The organism is Thermoflexus sp. (assembly GCF_040289485.1).
Taxonomy (GTDB): Bacteria; Chloroflexota; Anaerolineae; order Thermoflexales; family Thermoflexaceae; genus Thermoflexus.
Map to the genome: position 1 here is coordinate 84,274 of NZ_PSLG01000001.1, position 23,898 is coordinate 108,171.

At 68.9% G+C, this 23,898-nt stretch carries 23 protein-coding genes; 6 read left to right on the plus strand and 17 right to left on the minus strand.

The window, feature by feature from the left end:
* Window positions 1-34: 34 nt before the first annotated feature.
* On the minus strand, window positions 35-1,303 hold the full coding sequence (gene ahcY, locus C4313_RS00370; RefSeq protein ID WP_352427890.1) for an adenosylhomocysteinase: 1,269 nt from the start codon (window positions 1,301-1,303) through the stop codon (window positions 35-37).
* 146 nt (window positions 1,304-1,449) lie between these two features.
* On the opposite strand from ahcY, the gene trmFO reads away from it, so the two are divergent.
* The gene (gene trmFO / locus C4313_RS00375; protein ID WP_352427891.1) at window positions 1,450-2,805 is read left to right on the plus strand and encodes a methylenetetrahydrofolate--tRNA-(uracil(54)-C(5))-methyltransferase (FADH(2)-oxidizing) TrmFO; all 1,356 of its coding nucleotides are present in this window, start codon (window positions 1,450-1,452) and stop codon (window positions 2,803-2,805) included.
* A 47-nt stretch (window positions 2,806-2,852) separates the two neighbouring features.
* On the opposite strand, the gene C4313_RS00380 is transcribed toward trmFO, so the two are convergent.
* Together C4313_RS00380 and C4313_RS00385 are read right to left on the minus strand one after the other, a co-directional pair.
* The gene (locus C4313_RS00380) at window positions 2,853-3,209 is read right to left on the minus strand and encodes an NUDIX hydrolase (protein WP_352427892.1); all 357 of its coding nucleotides are present in this window, start codon (window positions 3,207-3,209) and stop codon (window positions 2,853-2,855) included.
* 25 nt (window positions 3,210-3,234) lie between these two features.
* The gene (locus C4313_RS00385; protein WP_352427893.1) at window positions 3,235-4,554 is read right to left on the minus strand and encodes a M16 family metallopeptidase; all 1,320 of its coding nucleotides are present in this window, start codon (window positions 4,552-4,554) and stop codon (window positions 3,235-3,237) included.
* A 223-nt stretch (window positions 4,555-4,777) separates the two neighbouring features.
* Here C4313_RS00385 and C4313_RS00390 point away from each other — a divergent pair, with 223 nt between their 5' ends.
* The 4 genes from C4313_RS00390 (at window position 4,778) to fdhD (ending at window position 10,149) form a co-directional block, all read left to right on the plus strand.
* Entirely contained in the window at window positions 4,778-5,371 is a 594-nt protein-coding gene (locus tag C4313_RS00390) for a hypothetical protein (protein WP_352427894.1), read from the plus strand.
* Window positions 5,368-6,750, plus strand: a complete 1,383-nt coding sequence (locus C4313_RS00395) for a hypothetical protein (protein WP_352427895.1) — start codon at window positions 5,368-5,370, stop codon at window positions 6,748-6,750. Before C4313_RS00390 ends, C4313_RS00395 begins: the two co-directional genes overlap by 4 nt.
* 244 nt (window positions 6,751-6,994) lie before the next feature.
* The gene (locus C4313_RS00400; protein WP_352427896.1) at window positions 6,995-9,292 is read left to right on the plus strand and encodes an FdhF/YdeP family oxidoreductase; all 2,298 of its coding nucleotides are present in this window, start codon (window positions 6,995-6,997) and stop codon (window positions 9,290-9,292) included.
* A complete protein-coding gene (gene fdhD, locus C4313_RS00405) occupies window positions 9,271-10,149 on the plus strand; it encodes a formate dehydrogenase accessory sulfurtransferase FdhD (RefSeq protein WP_352427897.1) in 879 nt (292 codons plus the stop codon). The genes C4313_RS00400 and fdhD overlap by 22 nt, the downstream gene beginning before the upstream one ends.
* On the opposite strand, the gene C4313_RS00410 is transcribed toward fdhD, so the two are convergent.
* The 7 genes from C4313_RS00410 to ftsY form a co-directional block, all read right to left on the minus strand.
* Window positions 10,127-11,305 (minus strand): class I SAM-dependent rRNA methyltransferase, encoded by a 1,179-nt coding sequence (locus tag C4313_RS00410; protein WP_352427898.1) that lies wholly within the window; start codon window positions 11,303-11,305, stop codon window positions 10,127-10,129. The two genes, fdhD and C4313_RS00410, sit on opposite strands and share 23 nt — an antisense overlap.
* Window positions 11,306-11,318: 13 nt before the next feature.
* On the minus strand, window positions 11,319-12,308 hold the full coding sequence (gene holA, locus C4313_RS00415; protein WP_352427899.1) for a DNA polymerase III subunit delta: 990 nt from the start codon (window positions 12,306-12,308) through the stop codon (window positions 11,319-11,321).
* A 7-nt stretch (window positions 12,309-12,315) separates the two neighbouring features.
* The gene (locus C4313_RS00420; RefSeq protein WP_352427900.1) at window positions 12,316-12,819 is read right to left on the minus strand and encodes a DUF6391 domain-containing protein; all 504 of its coding nucleotides are present in this window, start codon (window positions 12,817-12,819) and stop codon (window positions 12,316-12,318) included.
* 13 nt (window positions 12,820-12,832) lie between these two features.
* Entirely contained in the window at window positions 12,833-13,567 is a 735-nt protein-coding gene (locus C4313_RS00425) for a sortase (RefSeq protein ID WP_352427901.1), read from the minus strand.
* Window positions 13,534-14,184, minus strand: coding sequence for a helix-turn-helix domain-containing protein (locus C4313_RS00430; protein ID WP_352427902.1), 651 nt, complete (start codon window positions 14,182-14,184; stop codon window positions 13,534-13,536). Before C4313_RS00430 ends, C4313_RS00425 begins: the two co-directional genes overlap by 34 nt.
* A 28-nt stretch (window positions 14,185-14,212) precedes the next feature.
* Window positions 14,213-15,326 (minus strand): peptide chain release factor 2 gene (gene prfB / locus C4313_RS00435; protein WP_352427917.1). Its coding sequence is split into 2 segments (ribosomal slippage): window positions 14,213-15,259 and window positions 15,261-15,326, totalling 1,113 coding nucleotides; the frame shifts between segments, so codons are not numbered across the junction.
* Between the two features lie 64 nt (window positions 15,327-15,390).
* Complete coding sequence (ftsY, locus tag C4313_RS00440) at window positions 15,391-16,320, minus strand: signal recognition particle-docking protein FtsY (protein WP_352427903.1); 930 nt, start codon at window positions 16,318-16,320, stop codon at window positions 15,391-15,393.
* A gap of 93 nt (window positions 16,321-16,413) precedes the next feature.
* On the opposite strand from ftsY, the gene C4313_RS00445 reads away from it, so the two are divergent.
* Window positions 16,414-17,082 carry a LysM peptidoglycan-binding domain-containing protein gene (locus C4313_RS00445; protein WP_352427904.1) on the plus strand — a complete coding sequence of 223 codons (669 nt, stop codon included), beginning with the start codon at window positions 16,414-16,416 and terminating at the stop codon, window positions 17,080-17,082.
* A gap of 14 nt (window positions 17,083-17,096) precedes the next feature.
* Here the strand turns inward: C4313_RS00445 and C4313_RS00450 are convergent, their stop codons facing one another.
* The 7 genes from C4313_RS00450 to C4313_RS00480 form a co-directional block, all read right to left on the minus strand.
* Window positions 17,097-18,119, minus strand: coding sequence for an ABC transporter ATP-binding protein (locus C4313_RS00450; RefSeq protein WP_352427905.1), 1,023 nt, complete (start codon window positions 18,117-18,119; stop codon window positions 17,097-17,099).
* A gap of 23 nt (window positions 18,120-18,142) precedes the next feature.
* Window positions 18,143-19,144 (minus strand): ABC transporter ATP-binding protein, encoded by a 1,002-nt coding sequence (locus C4313_RS00455; RefSeq protein WP_352427906.1) that lies wholly within the window; start codon window positions 19,142-19,144, stop codon window positions 18,143-18,145.
* Between the two features lie 70 nt (window positions 19,145-19,214).
* Window positions 19,215-20,135, minus strand: coding sequence for an oligopeptide ABC transporter permease (opp4C, locus tag C4313_RS00460; protein WP_352427907.1), 921 nt, complete (start codon window positions 20,133-20,135; stop codon window positions 19,215-19,217).
* Window positions 20,136-20,146: 11 nt separating this feature from the next.
* Entirely contained in the window at window positions 20,147-21,265 is a 1,119-nt protein-coding gene (locus tag C4313_RS00465; protein WP_352427908.1) for an ABC transporter permease, read from the minus strand.
* 97 nt (window positions 21,266-21,362) lie between these two features.
* Window positions 21,363-22,211, minus strand: a complete 849-nt coding sequence (locus C4313_RS00470) for an amino acid ABC transporter permease (protein WP_352427909.1) — start codon at window positions 22,209-22,211, stop codon at window positions 21,363-21,365.
* Between the two features lie 122 nt (window positions 22,212-22,333).
* On the minus strand, window positions 22,334-23,137 hold the full coding sequence (locus tag C4313_RS00475) for a basic amino acid ABC transporter substrate-binding protein (protein WP_352427910.1): 804 nt from the start codon (window positions 23,135-23,137) through the stop codon (window positions 22,334-22,336).
* Window positions 23,138-23,173: 36 nt separating this feature from the next.
* Window positions 23,174-23,887 carry an ABC transporter ATP-binding protein gene (locus C4313_RS00480; RefSeq protein WP_352427911.1) on the minus strand — a complete coding sequence of 238 codons (714 nt, stop codon included), beginning with the start codon at window positions 23,885-23,887 and terminating at the stop codon, window positions 23,174-23,176.
* Window positions 23,888-23,898: the final 11 nt, after the last annotated feature.

A 23,898-nucleotide genomic window follows, 5' to 3' on the forward strand; every position in this document is an offset into this window, starting at 1 on the left:
GCACGGGGGATCCATGGAGGGATGCCGGCCGTCCTTATGTGCCCTCCTCCCAGGAGGCCAGGTAGCGCTCCTGCTCGGGGGTGAGGGTGTCGATGCGGATCCCCATGGTTTCCAGTTTGAGGCGGGCCACCGTCCGGTCGATGGCCTCCGGCACGGGGTAGACCTGCCGATCCAGGGAGGGGCCGTGGCGGACCAAATACTCGACAGAGAGGGCCTGGTTGGCGAAGGACATATCCATCACGGCGCTGGGATGGCCCTCGGCGGCGGCCAGGTTCACCAGCCGCCCCTCGGCCAGCACATAGAGCCGGCGGCCGTCCGGCAGCGTGTATTCGTCCACGAACGCCCGCACCCGACGGGGCTCCCCTCCGCTCAACGCCCGCAGGGCCGGCAGGTTGATCTCCACGTTGAAGTGTCCGGCGTTGGCCATGATGGCCCCGTCTTTCATAACCATGAAGTGGGGCTGGTCCAGGACGTGGATGTTGCCGGTGGCGGTGATGAAGAGATCCCCCTCCCGGGCGGCCTCGGCCATGGGGAGCACGCGGAAGCCGTCCATGGCCGCCTCGAGGGCCCGCAGGGGATCCACCTCCGTGACGATGACGTGGGCCCCCATGCCCCGGGCCCGCATGGCGATGCCCCGGCCGCACCAGCCGTAGCCGGCCACCACCACCGTCCGGCCGGCCAGCAGGATGTTGGTCGTCCGCATGATCCCATCGATGGTGGACTGCCCGGTGCCGTAGCGGTTGTCGAAGAGGTGCTTGGTCCGGGCGTCGTTGACGGCGATGATGGGATAGGCCAGGACCCCCTCCCGGGCCATGGCCCGCAGGCGGATCACCCCGGTGGTCGTCTCCTCGGTCCCCCCCACGATCTGCGCCATCCACTCGGGGCGCTCCTTGTGCAGCGTGCTCACCAGGTCCGCCCCATCGTCCATGGTGATGTGGGGGCGATGGGCGAGGCAGGCCTGGATATGGCGGTAGTAGGTCTCCGTGTCCTCCCCCTTGATGGCGAACACGGGCACCTCAAAGAAGCGCACGAGGGCGGCAGCCACATCGTCCTGGGTGCTGAGGGGATTGCTGGCGCACAGGGCAACCTCCGCGCCCCCAGCCTGGAGGGTCCGGATCAGGTTGGCGGTCTCCGTCGTCACGTGGAGGCAAGCCGCGATGCGGACCCCGGCCAGAGGGCGTTCCCGTTCGAAGCGCTCCCGGATGCGCCGCAAGACCGGCATCTCGCGGTCGGCCCACTCGATGCGCTGGAGCCCCTTCTCCGCCAGGGAGAGATCTTTCACGTCGAAGGCTTTCGCGCCCATCCGCTCCTCCGCCTGGGGTGAAGATGCGCATGCCGGTATTTTATACCGTCGGAAGGGAGCCGACAGCCCCCCCGGATTTTACCGGAGGCCGACGCCCTACGGTTACAATTCCCTGAGAAAAGCCCTCTGAGACGGAGGTAGGAGCCGTGGCGCCTGGGCTCATCGTGGTGGGCGGGGGCCTGGCGGGGTCGGAGGCCGCGTGGCAGGCCGCCCAGCGGGGCGTCCGCGTCCTTCTGTATGAGATGCGGCCCCATCGGCTCACGCCGGCCCACACCACCGGGTGGCTGGCGGAGATCATCTGCTCCAACTCCCTGGGCTCGGACGAACTGGAGAACGCCTCGGGGCTGCTCAAGGCCGAACTGCGGTTCCTTGGCTCGCTGCTGATGGCCTGCGCCGACCGCACGGCGGTGCCCGCGGGGAAAGCCCTGGCCGTCGACCGGGAGCTCTTCGCCCGCTGCGTCACCGAACACCTCGAGCGCCACCCGAACATCACCATCATCCGGGAGGAAGTCACCGAGATCCCGGACGCCCCCTGCATCCTGGCCACAGGCCCCCTCACCTCCGACGCCCTGGCGGCCGCCGTCCAACGCCTGACCGGACAGGAGTACCTCTACTTCTACGACGCCATCTCGCCCATCGTCGCCGCCGATTCCATTGATATGTCCATCTGCTTTAAGGGCTCTCGCTACGGGCGCGGGGAGGAACCGGACGGGGATTACATCAACTGCCCGATGACGAAAGAGGAATACGAGGCCTTCGTGGACGCCTTGATCCATGCCGAGACCATCCCGCTGCGAGACTTCGAGCGAGAGGACCGACGCTTCTTCGAAGCCTGCCTGCCCATCGAGGTCCTGGCGCGGCGGGGGCGGGAGGCGCTGGCCTACGGGCCGCTGCGGCCCACCGGCCTCATCGACCCCCGCACCGGTCGACAGCCCTACGCCGTGGTCCAATTGCGTCGGGACAACCGGGCGGGGACGATGTATAGCATGGTGGGCTTTCAGACCAACCTGAAGTGGCCGGAGCAGCGGCGGGTCTTCCGGATGATCCCTGGCCTGCAGAACGCGGAGTTCCTGCGTTATGGCCAGATGCACCGCAACACCTACATCAACGCCCCGGCCCTCCTGGAACCGACGATGCAGTTCCGCGGGCGCCCCGATCTTTTCTTCGCCGGCCAGATCACTGGGGCGGAGGGCTATGTGGGCAACATCGCCACCGGGTTGGTGGCCGGGGTGAACGCCGCCCGCCTGCTCCAGGGCCGGCCGCCCCTGACCTTCCCGATCACCACGATGATCGGGGCCCTCTGCGACTACCTGGCCCACGCGGACCCACGGGATTTCCAGCCGATGAAGGCCAACTTCGGACTGCTCCCGCCCCTGGAGCGGCCCCCCCGGGATCGGCGGGAGCGGGCCCTGGCCTACGCCCGGCGGGCCCTGGCCGACCTGGAGCGGTTCTGGGCTGCAGTGGGAGCGGAACGCCTCGGCCTCGCCCCGGAGGCCCTCTGATCCCGGCCCGCTCCCCCTCCACGAGCCGGAGGCGACGAGGCGCCGGCTCAGAGCACCTGCAGCGCCCGATAGATCGCCGCCCGCTGCCCGGGCTCCAATGGAGGAAGATGCTCGATGTGGAACAAGGCGCCTACCGGGCGGGGCTCGCGGGCCAGCCGGCAGGCGTAGCGGAGGATCATCCGCCAGCGCCCTTCCTCGGAACGGGAAGCCGCCTCCAGGATCACGGGCTCCTCGACCTCCACCCCCGCCAGCGCCATCAGATGGCGCCGGAGGCCCTCCACCGGCTCCTCCCCATACGCCAGCGGTCCCCCAGGCAGCGTCCAGCCTCCATCCTCCGACGGGACCAGCCACACGGCCTCATCGGCCAGGGCCACCGCCTCCACCCAGATCTCCACCGAGGCCATCATCTGCCTCCGCGCCCATACGGCTCTACGAAAGGGCCGGGTCCGGCCCCGCAGTGGCGAGGACCATGCGATCGGGGTCCAGGTATTTGCGGGCCGCAGCCTGAACCTCGGCGGCGGTCAGGCCCACGATGAGATCAGGATATCGCTCCAGGTAGTCCAGGCCCAGTTCGAAGAGCTCCATATCCACTAGGACGCCGGCGATCCCCTCGTTGGTCTCCAACCGCAGGGGCAACGAGCCGATCAGGAAGGACTTGTTGTCCTCCAGTTCCTTGGCCGGCACCCGCCGCTCGATGAGGCGCCGGATCTCGATGCGGATCCCCTCCACGGCCCGGGGGAGGTGCTCCGGGGCCACCCCGGCGATCACGCTCCACGGCCCCGGGGCCAGCCCCGCGTCCAGGCGGCTGTAAACGTAATAGGCCAGCCCATCCCGATCCCGGACGTGATCGCCCAGGCGACCCATCATGCCGAACACCCCAAGGACGCAATTGGCCAGGGCCGCGGCATAGTAATCCGGATCGGTGCGGGCCAGCCCCACCGTGCCCATCACCAGGTCGATCTGGCTTTTGCCCGGGATGGGCGTGTGCACGTGGATCCAGCGCTCCGGCCGGGCCGCTGCTGGCACAGGGGGCGGCTCCGGACGCTCCCCTTCCCAATCCCCGAGCATCCCCTGGATGGCCTGGATCGCTGCCTCGGCCCGCAGAGCGCCCACCACTGCAATGATCATCCGCCGGGGGCTGTAAAAGCGCCGGTGGAAGCCGATCAGGTCCTCCCGCGTGATCGCCTGCACCGTCTCCGGGTAGCCGTCCACGCTCCGTCCGTAAGGATGGGCCTGGAAGAGGGTTTCCCGAAAGCGCAGGGCGGCCATCCGCCGGGTGTCGTGGGCCCGCTCCCGGAGATCGGTGAGGATCTCACCACGGACCTTCTCCACCTCCTCCTCCGGAAAGACAGGGTGGCGCAGGACGTCGGCCAGCACCTCCAGCAGGGCCGGCAGGTCTTCGGCCAAGGTCTTCAGACTGAAGCCGGTGGTGTGATAACCGGCCCCGAACTCCAGACTGGCCCCCACCGACTCGATGGCCTCGTAGATCTCATAGAAGGTCCGATGGGCGGTCCCCCGGGTCAGCATCTCTGCGGTGAACGCCGCCAGCCCGGCCCGCTCCGGGGGTTCATCCAGGGCCCCCGCCCACAGCAGGCCGGAGAGGACCACAGAGGGGCTGCTGAAGTTCTCGTAGGCCAGGACGACGATGCCGTTGGGGAGCACCTCCCGGGCGATGGTGCGGGGGCCCGGCACCGTCCACGCCCGGGCCCGCGAGGCGAGCGGCCGGCGTTGCGTTCCCTTGGGAGCCATTCTCCCTCCCGTTGGAAAGACATCGTGTCGGGGGCGGGCTCGGCGGCGCCCGCGCCGCCCCGCAGCCCTTCGGATCGCACCTCGGATTTTATACCGGCATCCCATCGGACGCGGCAGTTGCCGGAAGGGGACGGCCCGCCTATAGTAGGGACTCCCGGGGCGATGGCGGCCCCGTCGGAAGGCCCATGGCACATGGCAGAGAAAAGGGAAGGAGACCGCAGGCATGGTGGGCGACCTTTCAGAGCCGCTGGTTCTGCTGGTGGTCGGATCCGCCGTCCTGGTCCTGGCGCTCGATGACTGGCGCCCGATGGTGGGGGTGTGGGCACTGACGGCCGCCGCCAGCGGCCTGTTGCTGCAGATCCTCGCCGGGGTACCGGTGGAACTGGCCGGCCTCCAGATGCTGAGCGGGGGGCTCCTGGCCGGGGTGTTCTATCTGGTCGCCTGGCGGGCCCAGCGGACAGCGCCCTCGGTCCTCGGCGCCCGCTCCATCGTCCCATGGCGCTTCCGGGCCCTGGCGGGCTTTTTCCTCTATCTTTTGGCCCGGCTGCTGGCCGCGCGCTTCCCCCTGCCGTTCCTTCCGATCCCCTTGCTGGCCATGACCTACGCGCTGATCGGGATCGGCCTGCTGATGGCGACGTTGAGCCGATCGCCCCTCAAGGCCGGGCTCGGCGTGTTGACGATGTTCAGCGGCTACCAGGTGTTCTATTTCGCGGTCCAGGACAGCCTGATCGCCATCGGGCTGATGGCCGCCATGAGCCTCGTGGTGGCCTTCTTGATGGCGGCCCTGACCCTCATCCGCCAGGAGCGGCTCCCGTGAACCTCCCGCTGCTTGCCCTCCTCGCCCTGCCTTTCCTGGCCGCGCCGCTGGCCTATCCCCTCCGGCGGACCCCCCTGGCGGCCCCCCTGGCGGCGATCACGGCGGGGCTGATGCTGGTCCTCCTGTGGGGGGTTCCATGGCCCCGGGTGGCGGCGGGGCCGGACCAGATCACCCTCGGGGCGCCGGTGGTGGTTCTGGGACGAACGATCCGGCTGACCGAGGCCGATCGCTGGGCCCTCACCGCGCTATGGGGGGTGGCTGCCCTGGCCTTCCTGACGGCGTGGCCGTTCCCCTTTGAGCGCCGCCTGTATCCCATCGGCTTGACGGCAGCCGGGCTGTGGACAGCGGGCCTGTTGATCCGCCCGGTGGGCCTGGGGGCCTTCGCCATCGGCAGCGCGGCCTTGTTGCTGGCGCTGACCGTGCTCGGGGAGGGCCATGGGATGGCAGGGGCGATGTCCTATCTGATCGCCGCCAGCCTGGGCGTTCTGCTCTGGACCACCGCCGCATGGGCGGCGGAGCAGGCCGGATTGAACCCCGGACAGCCCCTGTGGACCCTCCTGACCCCGACCATGATCCTACTGGCCCTGGCGCTCTGGCTGGGGGTGTGGCCAGCCCACCGGTGGGTGCCGCTCCTGCTGGGGGAAGGCGCCCCGGTGGGCGGGGCCTTCACCTTGTTCCTCCTCCACGCCGGAACGTGGCTCTGGCTGCCGGCGTGGATCCAGTCCTTCCCCTGGCTGGCCCTCTCCCCGCTCTGGACCGTGGGCCTTCAGGCCATCGGCGCCATGATGGTCCTGAGCAGCGCCGCCCTGGCCCTGCCGGAGACCGGATGGGGCCGCCTGGGAGGCTACGGTTGGCTGGCCTCGAGCGGCCTCTCGTGGCTGGCCCTGGGCCTTGGCACCGCCGAAGGAATCCACCTGAGCGCCTGGAGCATGGGGATCCGGGTGATCCCGCTGCTGGGGATGGCCTTCGCCCTGGCCGCCTATCGCCGGATGGCCAGGTCCACCGCCTTCGGGCAGGTGCCGTTGGCCCAGGGCCCGTGGGTGATCGCCCTGCTGCTGGGCAGCGGCCTCGCCCTCGTCGACGCACCGCCCTTCCCCGGCTTCGCCGGCCGATGGGCTCTGCTACGCTGGTTGCTGCCGGGGCGGCCCGGGCTCGCCCTGGCGTTGATCGCGGTCACCGGGGCCATGGGCTGGACCTTCCTACGGGGTCTGGTGGCCGCATCGGCAGCGGAGCGGCCGCTGCACCCGATGCCCCGCTCGGCCCGGTGGTTCGGCCTCGCATGGTGGACCGCGCAAGGAGTCCTCTGGCTGGCCACCCCGTGGCTGGGGTCCTGGTTGGAGCCTCTGACCGCCGGCTGGACCCGCGCCCTTCTGGGTTGAACCGGCGCGCGGATATCTCTCCAGGCGCCTGTAGCGATCGCTGACCCTTCATCCCCCTCCCCGCGCAGCGGACGATCCCGCCTTTTGATCTTTTCGCGCGCCCGGATTTACAATATTCTCTGGACCGGGATTTGCTTCGCTCTCGCGCCTCCGAGGGATCAGAGACCGCTGGGGTGCTTCATTGACCGACGGTGGGACGTCTGCCCCCCGATGATCCCGGCCCAGGGCTGGAAAGGAGGGTGCGATGGGAGGTGTCCGGCGTGCCGTGCGGCCGCCTTCTCGAAAGTGGGATCCCCGTCTGTGGGCCAGTTGGAAGCCCTTCGGGATCGGGGAGCAACGGCCCAACAACTACCTGGAGATCCTGCGCGCCCTGTGGGAGAACCGGGATCGCCTGGGCTACGCATGGCGGATCCTCCGCGACGGTGTCTGCGACGGCTGCGCCCTGGGCACCACCGGCATGCGGGACTGGACGATCACCGGCATCCACCTCTGCAACATCCGCCTGCGCCTGCTGCGCCTGAACACCATGCCCCCCTTCGACCCCGCCCTCCTGCAGGACGTGCGGCCCCTCTCCGGCCGCTCCGGCCGGGCCCTGCGGGCCCTGGGCCGGCTGCCTTGTCCCTTTATCCGCTTCCGGGGAGAAGCGGGGTTCCGGCGGATCTCGTGGGAGGAGGCCTTGGATTTCATCGCCGAGCGCATCCGCCAGAGCGCTCCGCACCGCCTGGCCTTTTACCTCACCAGCCGGGGGCTTCCCAACGAGGCCTATTACGTCGCCCAGAAGGCGGTGCGGGCGATGGGCACCAACAACATCGACAACGCGGCGCGGGTTTGCCACGCCCCCAGCACCCTGGCCCTGAAGGCCGCCCTCGGCGTGGCGGCCACCACCTGTTCCTACAGCGACCTCATCGGCACCGACCTCGTCGCCTTCTTCGGCTCCAACGTCGCCAACAACCAGCCGGTGATGATGAAGTATCTCTACTACGCCCGGAAGGCGGGCACCCGGGTGGCCCTGATCAACCCCTATCGGGAGCCGGGGATGGAGCGCTACTGGGTGCCCTCCGACCTGGAGAGCGCCCTCTTCGGCACACGCATCGTCGACCGCTTCTTCCAGATCCGCCCCAGCGGGGACATCGCCTTCATCCATGGGACCCTCAAGCATATGATCGCCAACGGCTGGATCGACGAAGCCTTCATCCGCGCGCACACGGTGGGCTTCGAGGACCTGCGGGCCTTGCTGGAGGCCACCCCGTGGGAGGACCTGGAGGCGGGCGCGGGGGTCTCCCGGGAGGACATGTTGGATTTCGCGCGCATGCTCGCCGCGGCCGAACGGGCGGTCTTCGTCTGGAGCATGGGAATCACCCAGCACCCCTTCGGGGAGGACAACGTCCATGCCATCATCAACTTGGCCCTGAGCAAGGGGTTCGTGGGCCGCGAGGGGTGCGGGCTCATGCCCATCCGGGGCCACTCCGGCGTCCAGGGGGGCGCGGAGATGGGGGCTTACGCCACGGTCTTCCCGGGCGGCCTCCCCATCAACGAGGAAAACGCCCGCCGCCTCTCCGAACGCTACGGCTTCACGGTCCCGGCGGCCCGGGGCCTCACCGCCCCCGAGATGATCGATGCTGCCCGCCGGGGGGAACTGGACCTCCTCTTCAGCGTGGGCGGGAACTTCCACGAGGTGCTCCCCGACCCCGCCGGCGTGCGGGAGGCCCTCGAGCGGGTCCCCTTGCGGGTTCACATGGACATCGTGCTCTCACCACCGATGCTGTTCGAACCCGGGGAGGCGGTGGTGCTCCTCCCGGCAGCCACCCGGTATGAGGGGCCGGGAGGGGTGACCGAGACCACCACGGAGCGGCGGGTGATCTTCAGCCCCGAGATCCCTGGCCCCCGCGTCCCCGAGGCCCGGCCGGAGTGGTGGGTCTTCGGGGAACTGGCCGCCCGCGTCCGCCCCGACCTCGCCTCCCAGGTGCGCTTCCCGGACACCGCCACCATCCGGGAGGAGATCGCCCGGGTGATCCCGATGTATGACGGGATCCAGCACCTGCAGAAGAAGGGCGATGCCTTTCAATATGGAGGGCCGTTGTTGTGCGCCGGCTGGCGCTTTCCCACCCCCGACGGCAAAGCCCGCTTCAAGGCAGTCCCCCTCCCCGCGCGGGAGATCCCTCCCGGGGCCTTCCAGGTGACCTCGCGCCGCGGCAAGCAGTTCAACAGCATGGTCCAGGAGGAGGTCGATCCCCTCACCGGCGCCCCGCGGGACGCCGTGTTCATGCATCCGGAGGACGCGGCCCGGCTGGGCCTGCGGCCGGGCGACCGGGTGCGGCTTTGGAACCGCTACGGGTCCTTCGAGGGCCGGGTGGTCGTGGCCGAGGTCAAACCAGGCACCCTCCAGGTCCACTGGCCAGATGGGAATGTCCTGGCCGCGCCGGAGGCCCGCTCCCCCCTTTCCGGGATCCCCGCTTATAAGGCCATGGTCGCCTACCTGGAGCCGCTTCCGCCCGGCCAGGAGACCACGAAGGAGGGACCATGGGCCGCGGCGGCGCGCTGAAGGGTTGGCACGCATGGGAGTGGCAGGAGGAACAGCCGGCGCCACGGATGGATTGGATCGTCGCTGAGGAGCCCCTCGAGATCCGGGTGGCCTTCCCGGACGAGGCGGCGGACGCGGACTTCCCCGTCGCGGTCACCATGCGGACGCCGGGGGAGGACGAGGACCTGGCGCTGGGCTTTCTATACACGGAGGGCCTGATCGACGACCCCGACGGCTTCCCCCGGATCCGGACGGAGCGCCCGGCCCCCAACGTCCTGCGGGTCGTCGTGCCTTCTGAGATCCCCTTCGATCGACAGCGGCTGACCCGCCATTTTTCCATGACCAGCAGTTGTGGCATCTGCGGGAAGGCGGCCATCGAAGCCGTCTTCGCCCAGGGCTTTCCCTCCCTGCCGGAGGACGGACCGGTGATCCCGGCCGCCCTCCTCTATGAACTCCCCCGGCGGCTGGAAGGGGCCCAGGCCCTCTTTCGGCACACGGGGGGGCTGCACGCGGCGGCGGTCTTCGACCTCGAGGGGCGGCTGCTCTGGCTGCGCGAGGATGTAGGCCGGCACAACGCGGTGGACAAGGTGGTCGGCGCTGCCCTCCGGGAGGGGCGCCTCCCCCTCCACCGGGCCCTGATGCTGGTGAGCGGGCGGGCCGGCTTCGAGATCGTTCAGAAAGCCCTGCGGGCCGGCATCCCGCTGCTGGCGGCCATCGGCGCGCCCTCCAGCCTGGCCCTGGAACTCGCCCAGGCCGCGGGGATGACCGTGGTGGGCTTCCTGCGGGGGCAGCGTTGCAACCTCTATACCGCTCCCTGGCGGATCCAGGGCGGACCTGCCCCTCAGGAAAGCCCGCTCAGCCGGATTTCTCCACGATGAGGGTCTTCAAGTAGAGGGTCTCCGGGATCTGGAGGACCCAGGGGTGATCTGGGGGCTGGTAGGTCACCTCCCGGACGAGCAGGCGACAGCCCGCGTCGGCCGCTCCCAGCCGCAGCGCCTCGATGAGATCCTCCAGGCCGACCGGATAGGCACATGAAGAGAAAAAGAGAAGGCCCCCCGCCTCCAGCAGTCGGAGGGCCAGGCCGGCCAGGGCCACGAAGCGCCGTCGCACGCTCCGCTCCCACTCCGTCCGCCGCTTGACCATGGCAGGCGGGTCCACCACCACATGGGTGAACCGTCGGCCCTCGGCAGCCAGGGACTCCAGCATCTCCAGGGCCTCCCCCAGGCGGACGGTGATCCGTCCCCCCAGGCCGTTACGGGCGGCGTTGCGCTCCGCCTGCCCCAGCGCCCAGGGGTCCTTGTCGATCACCACCGCCGTGGCCCCCGCTGCCGCCGCGTGCAGCGCGAAGGTCCCGATGTATCCGTAGACATCCAGCACCCGATCTCCCGGCCGCACCCATCGGCGCAGCCGCCGCCGGTTGTCCCGCTGGTCTAGATAAAAGCCCGTCTTCTGCCCCCGCACGACGCTCGTCTCGAAGACCAGCCCGTCCTCGATCACCTCGATGGGATCCGGCACCTCCCCCCAGAGCACGCCGACCCGCGGCGCCAGGCCCTCGTCCTCCCGCGCCTCGACATCGCTGCGCTCATAGATCCCACGGGGGGCGAAGAGCCCTCGGAGCAGATCGACCAGCAACTCCCGCCGGCGCTCCATCCCCAGGTTGCGGATCTGAACCACCAACATGTCCCCGTAGCGGTCCACGATCAGGCCAGGGAGGCCATCCGCCTCCCCATGGACCAGGCGCACGGCGTTCGTCCCCTCGATGCCGCGGCGCCGCTCGGCGGCCGCGAGCAGGCGGCGTCGGAACCATGCAGCGTCGATGGGCTCATCCCCCAGGGAGAGCATCCGCAAGGGGATGGCCGCCTGGGGGTTGTAGAAGGCCTGGCCGACCAGCGCCCCGGAGGCCTCCCGCACCCATACGATGGCGCCGGGCTCGGGGTCGCCCACGACCTCGGCGATGTCGTCGTGGAAAGCCCACGGGTAGAAGTTGCGCAGTTTTCGCTCCGCCCGCGGTTTGAGGATCACCCGCGCCTGCACCAGCCCCCTCCGTTCACCCGGCCTCGGCCTCCGCCGTCGAGGGCTCCCGGGCGCCAACGGAGACGAGGAAGGTCTCCAGGGCCACCCCGTCCGGGATCTGCCCGGTCTTGATGGCCAGGTCCAGTTCCGCCAGGCGACGGTAGAAGGCCTCCAGTTGCGACATCGTGAAGCCGGCCGTCGCCTCAGCGATCTTGCGGGCGGCGTAAGGATGGAGGCCCAGCCGGCCCCCGGCCTCCGCCGGAGAGTGGCCGGCCTCCAGCAGTTCCTTCATCAACAACATCAGCCGGAACTGGCGGACGATCATGCCGAACAGGCCCAGAGGATGCTCGCCCTCCTCCAGCAGGCGGCGCAGCGCCGTCAGCGCCCGGCGGACCTCCCGCCGGCCCAGGGCCTCGGTGAGTTCGAAAATGCGAATGGGGGCCGCGTAAGGGACCAGCCGGTCGACGTCCTGAGGGGTGACCGGCCGGCCGGCGGCCCAAAGGACCAGTTTGCGGATCTCCTGATCCAGCAGCCGGAGATCGGTGAGCAGAGCCGCCAGGGCTGAGGCCGCCTGGGGCGTGAAGGCCCCCCCATGCCGCCGGGCCCGTTCCATCACCCATTCCGGCAGCGCATGGGGCGGCGGCAGGGGGAAATGCCGAACCTCGCCGGCCTCCGGGTGTTCGGCCAGCCAGCGCCGCACCGGGTGATCTTCGAGGAGGGTGCGGGCCTCCACCAGGACCAGGCGGGTGGTGGGGGGCACCGCTGCGAGGGCCTCCAGGAAGGCGGCCTCCTCCTTGGCCCGCCGCCGCTCGCGGGCGAACAGGCCGTGGACGATGACCAGGCGCTGGGCGGCCAGGAAGGGGAGCGCCGCGCACGCGTTCCGCAACTCGGCGGGGGAGATCCGCTGCCCGTCCAGCACGATCACGTTCAGGGACTGGGCGGCCGCATCCCCCACGGCCTCGCGGAGCGCCGCCAGCGCCTCCTCGATCTCCAGTTCGTTCTCTCCGTGCAGCAGGACGATCATGGGGCCCTTAGCCGCCGCGGGTCTCCACGAAGTAGGTCCGGACGAAGCCGCCGGGGAGGGCGCGCACCCCGACGATCTCCATATCCCCCGGGTCGGCCAGGGTGGTCACGCGGTCTTGCAGCCACGGGCCCAGGGGCTGGGCCGCGATGAGGGCGAAGACGGTGGCCAGGATCACCAGCGGCAGCACCTCGGGGCGGCGCCGGTGGGGGAACAGGCCCAGGGTGAGGAAGGCCGCCAGGCCGGCAGTGGTGCCCGAGGCCACATAATTGGTGCCGCAGCCCGGATGGATGGCCCAGTGGCGCTCGCCCCGGTGCAGGCGCTCCAGCGCCTCGTGGGCGGCGGCGACCACCGCCTCCATCGGCACGTTCCCGTAGAGATAAAATCCGGAGGGCGTAGAACGGCCGGCCATGGGCTGCCCGGGGAACCGCTGGCTCAGCAGGTGCACCGTTGCGTGCTCCAGGGCGTGGTTGCGCCGGATCCGACGCACCGGGGACCACTCCAGAAGCCCCATCGTCTCCCTCCATCTAAGGCTCGATCCCGTGCGGGGAAACCGCCTCCCCCCGCTCCGCATCCCCATCGAGGGGCCGGGCCACGACGATCAGCCGGTGGGTGTTGCCCGTCGGCGGCCAACACGTAACCAGCGTGAGCCGCTCCTCCCCCGTCGGGAGGATCCACTGCAAATGGCGCTGGCGGATCTCGAGGGGTTGCCCCTTTTCCAGCAGGAGGTGGCGGGCGACCACCTCGTAAACATAGACCCGCCGGCAGGTTTCCACCTGGATGCGATGGCCGGGCCTCAGCCGGTGAAGATCCTTGAAGACCATGCCGGCGATGTTGTGATGGCCGATGAGGACCACGTTATCCCCCTGGCCCGGCACCGCGGAGGTCACCAGCCACCCCGCGGCGAAGCCCCCCGGGGCCTCCCAAGTGATGAGGGTCCGCCCGCCCTCCTCCTGGGCGATCAACCCTGTCGGGACCACGGGCGCATCCAGCCCGATGGCGGGAATGCGAAGGCGGAGCGGACGGTCGCCGACGGCTTCTGTCCCCGCCGGCGCAGGATCGGGAAGGTCCGCTCCCCCTGCCGAGACCGCGGCCGCGGGAGCCCCGCTGGAGCGGGGATCCGACCGCATCGCCCTCAATGGCTCCGGATCCTCCCGGGGCGGGGCGGCCGGGGTCAGCGGGGCGACGCCGAGGAGGAGGGCGATGCCAGCGCCCATCAGGAAGACGCTCAGCCCTCGGAGGGCACCGCGGCCTTCGTCCATGGCGCCTGTTCCAGATAGCCGTCGATCATCGCCAACAACGTCTCGTTGTGGAAAGCCAGGACATCCCGGTAGACCTCCCGCCAGCGCTCTGGCGCGCCGCCCATCTCCACCATGCGGAACACGCTCTCCAGCAGGTAATGTCCGAAGTGCAGGTAGGCCCGGACCAGGTCCCCCAGGCTCAGGCCGGCCGCCAGGGCCTCCGCGACGTAGCGCAGGCCCACCGCCCGGGGGCGCCTCGGATCCCGATCCCGGATGTAGGCCTGAAGCTCCTCCAACAACTGATAGCAGATGGCCTGGAAAGCCTGGGCGATCTCCCCACGCATCCGCTCGAACCATGGGGCCTGGGGGGTCGCCCCCCGGGTCAGTTCCATTCGCAGCTGCCCCAGGGTATAGGCCACCAGCATCTGGACCCCCGGCTCTGCCCCGTGGGCCTGGAGCCAGGCCTCCAGATCCCGCCGGGCGAACCGGCGATGCCCCCCTGCCGTGCGGCGGGAGGGGATCCGCCCGGCGTCCGCCCACACCCGCAAGGTCGCGGGGTGGACCCCCAGCATTGCCGCCGCGTCCTTCAAGGACAGCCACTCGCCGCCTGGCTCCACCGCCTGCTTTCGACGGGGCATGCTCCCTCCTGCGGCGCGGCCTGATCGGTCATCCACCGCCCCGGGGGGCGGCTGCCGTCTGGCGAAGGTAGGCCTCGATGAAATCGTCCAGTTCACCATCCAACACCCGCTCCACCTGGCTGGTCTCGTGCTCCGTGCGATGGTCCTTCACCAGCTGATACGGATGGAGCACGTAGGAGCGGATCTGGTTGCCCCACTCGGCGCTGACGTGCTCCCCCTTCAGGGCGGCGATCTCCGCCCGCCGCTTCTGCTCCTCCAGTTCCGCCAGCCGCGCCTTCAGGATCTTAAGGGCGGTCTCCCGGTTCTGGGTCTGGCTGCGCTCGTTCTGGCATGAGACCACGATGCCGGTAGGGATGTGGCGGATGCGGACCGCTGTCTCGTTCTTCTGCATGTGCTGGCCGCCGGCCGTGGAGGCCCGGAAGGTCTCGATGATGAGGTCCTCGGGCCGGATGACGATCTCCGGGCTCTCCCCCATGTCCGGCCAGACCTCCACCAGGGCGAACGAGGTGTGGCGCCGGTGGGCGGCGTCGAAGGGGGAGAGGCGGACCAGGCGGTGCACCCCTTTCTCCGCCTTTAGATAGCCGTAGGCGTAGGGGCCTTTCACCAGCACCGTCGCGCTCTTGATCCCCGCCTCCTCCCCGTCGACCTTGTCCAGCAACTCGGTCTCCCAGCCCCGCCGTTCGGCCCACCGCAGATACATCCGCAACAACATCTCCGCCCAATCCTGGGCGTCGGTGCCGCCGGCCCCCGCGTGGATGGCGAGGATGGCGTCGTTGCGATCGTAGGGTCCGGACATCCAGACCTCGAACTGGTGGCGGCGGACCTCCTCCTCCAGGGCCTCGACCTCGCGGGCCAGTTCCGCCGCCAGGTCCTCGGCGCCCTCCGCCTCGGCCAGATCCAGCAGTTCGCGGAGCTCATCGGCCCGCTGCCGCAGGCGGAGCCAGGCCTCCACCTCCTCCCGCAGCCGGCCCAGCCGCTTCATGACCTCCTGGGCCCGTCCGGGCTGATCCCAGAAATCCGCCCGGGCCGCCGCCTCCTCCAGTTTCCGGATCTCGGCTTGCTTGCCCGGGATGTCAAAGACGATCCAACAGATCCTCCAGCGTCACCCGCAGATGATCCAAGCGTTCCCGCAACGCCTCCATGGTCTCGCCTCCTTGGTAGAGAATCATCGCTGGCGCTCCTCGCCCGAAGCCCGGCCTCCCCACCTCAGGTGGCCGCCGACGCCGCGTCCATGAAGAGCCCTTCCACAAACGCCGTCGGGTCGAAGGGCAGCAAGTCCTCCAGCCCCTCGCCCACCCCGACGAACCGCACCGGCAGGCCCATCTCGCGGGCGATGGCGAACAACGCCCCGCCCTTGGCCGTCCCATCCAGTTTGGTGAGGATGAGCCCGGTGACCCCCACGGCCCGGTGGAACTCCCGGGCCTGGGGGAGGGCGTTCTGGCCGGTGGTCGCATCCAGCACCAGCCAGACCTCATGGGGGGCCTCCGGGACCACCTTGGCGGCCACGTTGCGGATCTTGCGCAGTTCCTGCATCAGGTTGTATTTGGTGTGCAGGCGGCCGGCGGTGTCGGCCACGACCAGATCATAGCCGCGGGCCCGGGCGGCCTGCAGGGCGTCGAAGAGCACGGCCCCGGGATCGGCCCCCGGCTGCCCGCCGATGCAGGGCACCCCCGCCCGCTCCGCCCAGATCTCCAGTTGCTCCCCGGCGGCGGCCCGAAAGGTATCGGCGGCGGCCAGCAGCACCCGGCGCCCCTCTTGCTGGAAGCGATGGGCCAACTTGGCGGCGGTCGTCGTCTTGCCGGAGCCGTTGACCCCCACCACCAGCACCACCTCCAAAGGATGCCGCCCCAGGTTCAACGGCGGGGGATCGCCCAGGAGGGCCCGCAACTCGGCCTGGAGCCGCTCCCGCAAGATCGCAGCACGGGTGATCCCCTCCCGGCGGACCTGCTCCCGCAGGCGGGCGAGGAGGGCCTCCGTCACCGCAACCCCTACATCGGCCTGCAGGAGGGCGGCCTCCAGTTCCTCCCACAGGGACTCCTGGATCTCCGTCGCCCCCAACAACTGAGCGATCCGCCCGAAGGCCGCCTGGCGGGTTCGGGCCAATCCCTCCCGGAGCGAGCGCCACGCGTTCGACATCATCCCTCGGACACTCCTTCCGGTTCCTTTCAATTATAATGTAGAGACGGTTGGGGCTGTGCCCATGCGCACCATTCCCCAGGGGAAGCCGCCATGGGAAGCGCGGAACATCGTGGGCGGAGCGAGACCCATGGGTGGGGCTGGGGGGTGGGGTTGAACGCCCTAGCCGCCCTGGCCGCGTTGATCCTGGGGATGTGGGCATGGGATCGCCTGCGCCCCCTTCCCTCACGGCCGACGCCTCGGCCGACCGCTCCCCCGCCGCCGACCCCAACGCCGCGCACACCTTTCACCTACACGGTGCAACCCGGGGACACACTGTCGGCCATCGCCGCCCGCTTCGACGTGTCTCTGGAGGAGCTGCTCCAAGCCAACGGGCTGTCGCCGGAGGCGGTGATCTATCCGGGGCAGGCCCTCTGGATCCCGGCGGGGAGCCCAGCGCCCCCCACGCCGACCCCCGTTCGCCTGCGCCTGGTGCAGGCGCGGGCGCCGGGCGATCTCCTTCAAGAGGCCCTGGTCCTGGCCAACGAGGGGGACACCCTCAGCCTGGCCGGGTGGCGCCTCCGGGATGAAGCCGGTCACGTGTTTGTCTTCCCGGCGCTGACCCTCTGGGCGGGCAGCACGGTGACGCTGCACACCCGGGCCGGGGAGAACACGGCGACCGACCTCTATTGGGGACGGGAGGCCCCGGTCTGGCAGCGCGGCGAGCGGGGGATCCTGGAGGATCCCTCGGGGCGATCCGTCCTGGAGTTTCAGATCCCTTGAGGGATCACGGGCGTTCACATCACCCGCCAGCAAGCCACCCAATGCTCTCGCCCGGGGGCGCCCACGTTAACGAGGGGCGGTTCCTCACGGGCGCAGTGGGCCATGGCCACCGGGCAACGCGGGTGGAACCGACAGCCCGAGGGAGGATTTAAGGGGCTGGGGACATCGCCCTTGAGAATGATCCGCTCCCGTTTGAGTGTGGGATCGGGGATGGGGACAGCAGAGAGGAGGGCCTGGGTGTAGGGATGGAGCGGGTTGCGGTAAAGCTCCTCCCGGGAGGTCAGCTCCACGATCTTGCCCAGATACATCACCGCCACGCGGTCGCTCACGTGCTCGATCACGCTGAGGTTGTGGGCGATGAAGAGATACGTCAGCCCGAACTCCTCCTGCAGTTCCTTGAGCAGGTTGATGATCTGGGCCTGGATGGAGACGTCGAGGGCGGAGATCGGCTCGTCGCAGACGATGAACTTAGGCCGCAGGGCCAGGGCCCGCGCGATGACGATGCGCTGGCGCTGGCCCCCGGAGAACTCGTGCGGATAACGCCGGGCGTGGTAGTCCTCCAGCCCGACCTTGCGCAGCAGGTCGATGACCATCGCCTGGCGCTCTTTGGGCGTCCCGATGCCGTGCACGGCCAGCCCCTCGGCGATGCTGGCCCCGACCGGCATCCGTGGATCCAGGGAGGAGTAAGGATCCTGGAAGATGATCTGCATCTCCCGACGCAAGGCCTTCAGTTCGGCTTTGGAGAGGGCGAGGAGGTTGCGGCCCTCGAAGTAGACCTCGCCGGCGGTAGGCTCGATCAGGCGCAGGATGGTGCGACCCACGGTGGTCTTCCCGCATCCGGACTCCCCCACCAGCCCCAGGGTCTCCCCCCTTCGGATCGTGAAGCTCACTCCGTCGACGGCCTTGACCCAGGCCACCACCCGTTGCAGCAGCCCCCGCCGCACCGGGAAATATTTCTTCAGGTCGCGGACCACCACAAGATCGCGGTCGGCGGCCGTCGCCGTCACGGTCTGCGGTTGCATCTTGGTCAGGGCCATGGGCGGCTCCTCATCGAAGAGGATCACGCGTAGAGCCAGCAACGGACCGAGTGGCCGGGCTCGGTGCGGAACAGCGGCGGGTTTTCCTCCAGGCACCGGTTCCCCAGCCGGGCCTGGTTCTCGAGCCGGGCGCGGCAGCGCGGGGCGAAGCGGCACCCCGGCGGCAGGTCGATCAGGTTGGGCACCGTCCCTGGGATGGTCTCCAGCCGCGGTTTCACCACCCCCATCACCGGGATGGAGCCCAGCAGCCCCCGGGTGTAGGGGTGCTGGGGGTTGGCGAAGAGGGTGCGCATATCGGCCTCCTCGACAATCTGCCCAGCATACATCACCGCCACCCGGTCGCACATCTCGGCCACGATCCCCATGTCGTGGGTGATCAGGATGATGGAAGTGTTCAGCCGCCGCTGGAGCCCCCGCATCAGGTCCAGGATCTGCGCCTGGATGGTCACGTCCATGGCGGTGGTGGGCTCGTCGGCGATCAACAACTCAGGGCCCAGGGCCAGGGCCATCGCGATCATCACCCGCTGCGCCATGCCCCCGGAGAGCTCATGGGGATACGAATGGGCCCGACGCTCCGGATCGGGGATCCCCACCATGCGCAGGAGATCGATGGCCCGGCGCCATCCCTCGGCCCGGCTCAGACCCTCGTGGGCCTGGAAGACCTCGGCGATCTGATCGCCGACCTTGAAGACCGGGTTGAGACAACTCACCGGCTGCTGGAAGATCATGGAGATCCGGCTGCCCCGCAACCGCACCATCTCCGGCTCGGGGAGCCTTAACAGATCGACCCCGTCGAAGAGCACCTCCCCGCTCAGGATCCGGCCCGGCGGCGCGATCAGGCGCATGATGGAGAGGGAGGTCACGCTCTTGCCGCATCCAGATTCGCCGACCAAGCCCAACACCTCCCCACGCCGCACCTGGAAACTGACCCTGTCCACCGCCTTCACCACGCCGTCCTCGGTGAAGAAATAGGTGCGCAGATCCCGGACGTCCAGCAGGATCTCGTGATCGTTCCGGCGCTCCAACGGTCCCACCTCCGGATCAGGTTAACCGTCCCAACAGGAAGCCCCTTCCTGGTTGTCCTCTATTGACAGCCTACCGTTTCAGACGCGGATCCAAGGCGTCCCGCAGGCCATCCCCTACGAAATTGAAGGACAGCGAGGTCAGGAAGATGCAGAAGCCGGGGACAATGGCCTTGAAGGGCTGGGTCCACATATCCGCTTGGGCGTTGTTGAGCATGTTGCCCCAGGTGGGCACGGGCGGCTGGACCCCGAACCCGAGGAAGCTGAGGGCCGCCTCAAGGATGATCACCGTCCCCAGGGCCAGAGTCGCGCTCACGATGATCGGGGCCATGGCATTGGGGATCATGTGGCGGACCACGATCTGAAGGTCCGACATCCCCAGGGCCCGGGCGGCCTCCGTGAAGGCCTGCTCTCGCAGCGAGAGGACCACCCCCCGCACCAGGCGGGCGGTGCCCATCCAGCCGAAGGCGCTCAGCACAAAGATGATGAGGACCACACTGCTCCACTCCCGGCTCAGACCTGGGATGGTGACATCGCTGAGCAGGGCTGAGATGGTCAACAGGAGGGGAAGCAGCGGAAGGGTCAGCATGAAGTCCACCACCCGCTGGATCAGGTTGTCCACCCACCCCCCGAAGTAGCCCGAGATGGCACCGATGAGGGCCCCCGCGGTCTGGCTGATCAGGACCACCACGAAGGCCACCGTCAGGGAGATGCGGGCGGCGTGCATCAGCCGGGAGAGCACGTCCCGGCCCAGTTCATCCGTCCCCAGCCAGTGGGCGGGGGATGGGGCCGCGTTCTTCCGTTCCAGGTTCTGGACGTAGGGATCATAGGGGGCGATCCATGGGGCGGCGATGGCGATGAAGATGAAAAAGAGGAGGACCGCCGCCCCGGCCAAGGCCACCCGGTGGCGGCGGAACCGCCGCCAGACGATCTGGAGGTAACGCTCCTCGCGAACGGTGAGGAGGGCTTCCGCCCGGAGCTCCGCCGTCGCCATCAGCGCCTCCTTCACTCCAGCCGGATCCGCGGGTCGACGATCGTATATAGGATATCGGCCAGAAGGTTGGCGAACACCACCAGCAACGCGGTGATGAACAACAGGGCCATCACCACGGGCCAGTCATCCGCCTGCAGGGCGTCGTAATACAGGCGGCCCATGCCCTTGTAGTTGAAGACCGTCTCGGTGATCACCGCCCCGCTGAAGATGCCCGGGATCTCCAGGGTGAGGATGGTCACGATGGGGATCAGGGCGTTGCGCAGGGCGTGCTTCATGATCACCAGCCGTTCCACCAGCCCCTTGGCCCGGGCGGTGCGCACGTAATCCTGGCGCAGCACCTCCAGCATCGAGGAGCGGGTGTAGCGGCTCCAGCCGGCCATGTAAAGCAGGCTCAGCACCAACGTGGGCAGGATCAGGTGCACCGCCCGGTCGAGGGCCGAGCCCGGCGTGGCCCCCAACACGTAGAGGAGGCTCCCCGGCGGTGGCGGGCGCAGGCTGAAGGTGTTGCCCGTGGGCAGATACGGCAACCCCAGGACCTGATGCCATGGGGAGCGCGGCCCGCTGACGAGGAAGATCGTCATCAGACCGAACCAGAAGACCGGCATCGCCGTCCCGAAGAAGGCGAAGGCCGTGGCCGCGTAATCCAGCATGGAATACTGTCGGACCGCCGAGTAGATCCCGATAGGGATGGCCACCACCAGGGAGAGGAGCGTCGCCGAGGTCATCAGCAACAAGGTGTTGGGGAGCCGGAACCAGATCAGGTCGATGACCTTCTGCCCCGCCGCCAGGCGCCAGGAGTCCCCGAAATCGAAGCGGATCACCCCGCGGGCGCACTCCTCCGGGATCCTCTGGCAACTGGTGCGCTGCAGGTGTTCTAGCCCGACCTTATCCAGCCAGTCCTCGCCCAACAGCCAGACGATGTAACGCCAGTGCAGTGGGCGATGCAGGCCCAGGAACTCTTCGATCCGCCGGATCTCCTCCACGCTCAGCCGGCTTTTGCGATCCGCCCCCAAGTTGATCCCGCTGAGGGGCCCTCCGGGCGCCAGGTTCATGATGGCGTAGATGGCCATGGAGGAAAGGAGGATGACCAGCATCATCTGGAACAGACGCCGGATCAGGTAGTTGACCATCGCTCCCCCTCCCTGCAACTGCCCATCCAAGATCCTCAAATAACCTCAACTATTATGGCTCAAAACAAACGGGACAACCAAATCGAAGGCAGCGCCGTCAGCGGGGCACGGCGGTGCGCCGTTCTATCGCCCGGACCAGCAGGGAGAGCAGCAGGGTCATGGCCAGGTAGAGCAGGGCGACGGTGTTGTAGACCTCGAAGTAGCGGAAGGTGCCGGCCGCCCGCTGACGGCCCACATACATCAGTTCCGGGACGGCGATGGCCGAGGCCAGGGCGGTGTCCTTCAGCATGGCGATGAAGTCGTTCCCCAGCGGGGGGAGGATGTTGCGGATGGCCTGAGGAAGGATGACAAAGCGCATGGCCTGCCCGTAGGTCATCCCCAGGCTGCGGGCGGCCTCCATCTGGCCCTTGGGGATGGATTCGATGCCGGCCCGATAGACCTCGGCCAGATAGGCCCCGTAGCCGATGGCCAGCCCAGTCACCGCCCGCCCCATCTCGCTCCGGATCAGCCGGCCCAGCTCCGCCAGCGCCGGAACCCCCCAGGCCTGACCCGCCCCGATGAAGGCGTCCCCCAGGGGCGGCGCCGCTACGAAGGCCACGTAGAACAGGACCACCAGCAAGGGGACCCCCCGGATGAACTCGACATATAGGGTGCTCAGGTTGTAGAACAGCACGTTCCGGGAGACCCGGCCCAGGCCGGCGATCAGGCCCAGGACCAGGGCAATGGCGTAGGCGGTCACGGTGAGTTGCAGGGTCACCGGGATCCCCCGCAGCAGGAACCGGGCCGTGGCCTGATAATCAGGGGACTGGAGGACCGCCAAGGCCGTCCACATCCCGAAGGCGCCCAGCAGCACCGCCCACCACGGCCAGGACCGCCAGTCCCATCCGGCCCGCCGGGGCGGCCGGACGGAGGGGGTCACTGTTTGGGTCTCCAACGAGACTGCCATCCTCCACTTCCTCTTCCATCGAGGTTGTCCCGGGGGCCCACCGGCCCCCTATAAACGGGGATGGGCCGCGGGGATGCCGCGACCCATCCTGATCGGAACCCTGCGTCCTTTCCCCGGCTCCCTCACTGGCCGGGCTTGAACTCAACGAACCACTTCTTGTACAGCCGCTCCAGCGTGCCGTTCTCCTTGAGGACCTTAAGGGCAGCATTGAAGGGGGCGACCAAGTCGCTGCCCTTGGGGAAGCAGAGGCCCAGGTCCTCGCTGGTGAAGGGCTGGCCGGCGATCTTCAGTTGGCCGGGGTTCTGGGCTATGAAGCCGTCGGCTGCCGGGCTGTCGATGACCACGGCGTCCACGTCCTTGGCCAGCAACGCCCGCACGGCCAGGTCGAAAGTGTCGTAGCGCTTCAGCTGCTTGGCCTCGTTGGCTACCAGCGTCTTGGCTGTCTCCTCATTGGTGGTCCCGATCTGGACCCCCACGATCTTGTCCTTGAGGTCGTCCTTGCCCTTGATGCGCTCCTCGTCAGCACGGACCAGGACCACCTGCCCGTAGCGGAGGTAGGAGTCGGAGAAATCGAACTTCTGCTTGCGCTCTTCGGTGATGGTGATGCCCGAGGCGGCCAGGTCGAACTGCTTCTGCTCCAAACCGGCGAAGATGCCCTCCCAGGCCGTGGAGATGATCTTCGGCTTGCAGTTGAGCAACTTGCAGATTTCATTGACCAGATCGACGTCGAAGCCGACCACCTCGTTGGTCTTGGGGTCGACGAACTCGAAGGGCGGGTAGGTGGTGTCGCTGGCGATCTTCAACTCCCGGCCCTTCAGGTCCGGCAGTTGGGCCCCTGCCCTCGGTGCCGGGGTCGGCGTGGCCGCGGGCTGGCACGCGGCCGCCAGCAGGGCAACGATCCAGATCACCCACAGCAGGCGCCTCATGGATCTCCTCCTGAAACGGCGTTTGTCCAGCAGCCTTCAATGCATCCCCAGGTAGGCGGCCTGGACCTGGGGGTTGTCGGCCAGCTCCCGGGCCGTCCCGTGCAGGACGATGCGCCCGGTCTCCAGCACATACCCCCGGTGGGCCACCTGGAGCGCCATATGGGCGTTCTGCTCCACCAGCAGGATGGTGGTGCCCTGCTGGTTCAACTGGCGGATCACCTCGAAGATGCCCTCCACCAGCAGCGGGGCCAGCCCCATGGAGGGCTCGTCCAAAAGCAGGATGCGGGGCCTCATCATGAGGGCGCGGGCGATGGCCAGCATCTGCTGCTCCCCGCCCGAGAGGGTCCCCCCCTTCTGATGGAGGCGCTCCTTCAAGCGGGGGAAGATCGAGAACACGAACTCCATACGCCGCTCGATCTCCCGCCGGTCCCGGACGGTGTAGGCGCCCATCTCCAGGTTCTCCCAAACGGTGAGGCGGGGGAAGATCCGTCGGCCCTCCGGCACGTGCCCCACCCCCCGGGCCACGATCTCGTGGGGCGGCAGTTGGGTGATATCCTCGCCGTCCAGCAGCACCCGGCCGTGGCGGGCCCGCACCAGGCCGGAGATGGTGCGCAGGGTGGTGGTCTTCCCGGCGCCGTTGGCGCCGATGAGGGTGACGATCTCCCCGGGCTCGACCCGAAACGAAATGCCCTTCAGCGCATGCACGTGCCCGTAATACGTGTGGACATCGATCAGTTCGAGGACCGCCATAGCCCCCTTGC